The organism is Candidatus Streptomyces philanthi (assembly GCF_059553635.1).
The window spans coordinates 1-2,431 of the sequence record NZ_JCANQV010000508.1; the positions used below are offsets into that span (position 1 = coordinate 1).

A 2,431-nucleotide genomic window follows, 5' to 3' on the forward strand; every position below is an offset into this window, starting at 1 on the left:
CCCGCCCGCCGCACCCGCCCCGTTCGACGGGCAGCAGCAGCCCGCCCCGTTCGACGGGCAGCAACCCCCGCCGTTCCCGCAGCAGCCCGGCCCGTACGGGCAGCAGCCGCAGGGCGGTGCGTACGACGCCCCGCAGGCGGAGCAGCGGTGGCCCGAGGCCGGGGCGCCGCAGCAGGGGCCGCCGGTCGTCGGCGAGGGATGGGTGGTGGCCATCGCGCCGGACCGTGAGTACTTCATGGCGATGATGGCGCGCAGTGGTCCGGAGGCGGCGGGGCTGAACCTGCCCGCGTACTCCCCCGAGCAGGTGCGTCCGCTGGCCGGTGAGCAGATCACGATCGGCCGGCGCCGCAACAGCACGGGTGAGTCCCCGGACGTCGACCTGGCGCGTTCGCCGGAGGACCCGGGCGTCTCGCACCAGCACGCGATGCTGGTGCGGCAGCAGGACGGCAGCTGGGCCGTGGTCGACCAGAGCTCGACCAACGGCACCACGCTGAACCTCGCCGAGGACCCGATCCAGCCCTATGTCCCGATCCCCCTGCACGAGGGCGACCGGGTGCACGTCGGTGCCTGGACGACCCTCACGGTCCGCCGCGGCTGACCGGCGGCACCCTCCCGTTCCGGGGCGCGGCCGCACGGTCGCGCCCCGGCGCGCTTCCCGGCCGTACGGGCGCGCCCTACGGCACCGGGCCCCGCGCCCCGTCCGCCCCCGCCCGGAACCGGCCGCCCCGTCCTACGTCCGGAGTCCTCCGCCGGGCCGTCTGCCACCATGGACGGGTGAACAAGATTCCGCGCGGCACGCTTCAGGAGCAGACCTTCTACGAACAGGTCGGTGGCGAGGAGACCTTCCGCCGCCTGGTGCGGCGTTTCTACGAGGGCGTCGCCGGGGACCCGTTGCTGCGGCCGATGTACCCGGAGGAAGACCTCGGGCCGGCCGAGGAACGGTTCGCGCTGTTCCTGATGCAGTACTGGGGCGGGCCCCGCACGTACAGCGAGCGGCGCGGGCATCCCCGGCTGCGGATGCGGCACGCCCCGTTCGCCGTCGACCGGGCCGCGCACGACGCGTGGCTGGGGCACATGCGGACGGCCGTCGACTCCCTGGAGCTCGCCGAGGAACACGAGACGCAGCTGTGGAACTACCTGACGTACGCCGCCGCCTCGATGATCAACACCGCGGACTGACGCGTACCGCGCGCTGAGCGGCCCCCTCGGGCCCGTCGTCACGAGGCGGACGGGGGTGGGACGGCAGGCCCTCAGGGGTCACGATCCGGTCAAGGCCGCTCCCCCGTCCTCCCGCTCCTGACAGCATTCGGTCAGGCTTTCGATGCAGACGGCGGCAGGGGGGACCGTGACCGGATTCATCGTTCGCCGGATGCGCGCCCACTGGCTGCTGCCGGCCGCCGCCCTGCTGTCGGTGCTGCTGACCACGACGGTGCTGGCGACGCTCACCGCGTACACCGGCGCGATCGGGGACGCCGGACTGCGGCAGGCCCTGGGCACCCGTTCCGCCGCGGCCGCCGCGTTACGGGTCAAGGCGCAGCTTCCGGCCGAGAAGAGGCACGCGGCGGACCGCGCGGTGGCCGACGCGGCGCGGCGGGCCTTCGACGGGCTGCCGTTCACGGTCCGCACCCTGACCGGCTCCGGTCCCTACGCGCTGCCCCGGACGCTGCGGCCCCCGCAGGACCACGCGGGCGGTACGGGCGAGGAGCCCGATCTCACCCGGTTCGCCGTCGTGGACCGCTCCCGGGTCACGCTCACCGACGGCGCCTGGCCGTCGGCGTCGGGCGGCCCGCTCCAGGTGGCGCTGCCGCAGTCCGCCGCCGCGCGGCTCGGTCTCGGTCCCGGCCGGCGCTTCGACCTCACCAGCCGGCTCGCGGACAAGGCCCGGCTGACCGTCGAGGTCACCGGCGTCTTCCGGCCCAAGGACCGCACCGACCCGTACTGGAGCCTCGACGACCTCGGCGGACGCGGGGTGCGCAGCGCGGGCTTCACCACGTACGGGCCGCTGCTCACCGACCCGGCGGCGTTCCGGGACGGCCCGCTCGTCCAGGACGCGGTCGGCTGGCTCGCCACCGCCGACTTCCGCACCCTGACCGCGGACCGGCTGGACGCGCTGGGCTCCGCCGCGCGGGCCGCGTCCAAGGCGCTGATGGCCGACCCGGCGTTCGCGGGGCAGGTGACGGCGGCCACCGATCTGCCGGACGCGCTCGCAACGTTGCGGCGTTCGCTGCTGGTGGACCGTTCGACGATCCTGATCGTCGCGCTCCAGCTCGTCCTGCTCGCCGGGTACGCGCTGTCACTGGTGGCCCGGATGCTCGGCACGGAACGGGAGGGCGAGACGGAACTGCTGCGGGCCCGTGGCGCCTCCCGCCGCCGGACCGCCGGGCTCGCCCTCACCGAGGCGCTGCTGCTCGCGCTGCCCGCCGCCGTCGCC

At 75.4% G+C, this 2,431-nt stretch carries 3 protein-coding genes; all 3 read left to right on the top strand.

The window, feature by feature from the left end:
- A partial coding sequence (locus tag AC51EU_RS29600) for an FHA domain-containing protein (RefSeq protein WP_496270172.1) occupies positions 1-598 on the top strand: 598 nt, incomplete at its 5' end.
- 176 nt (positions 599-774) lie between these two features.
- The gene (locus tag AC51EU_RS29605; protein WP_496270173.1) at positions 775-1,179 is read left to right on the top strand and encodes a globin; all 405 of its coding nucleotides are present in this window, start codon (positions 775-777) and stop codon (positions 1,177-1,179) included.
- Between the two features lie 166 nt (positions 1,180-1,345).
- A partial coding sequence (locus AC51EU_RS29610) for an FtsX-like permease family protein (protein WP_496270174.1) occupies positions 1,346-2,431 on the top strand: 1,086 nt, incomplete at its 3' end.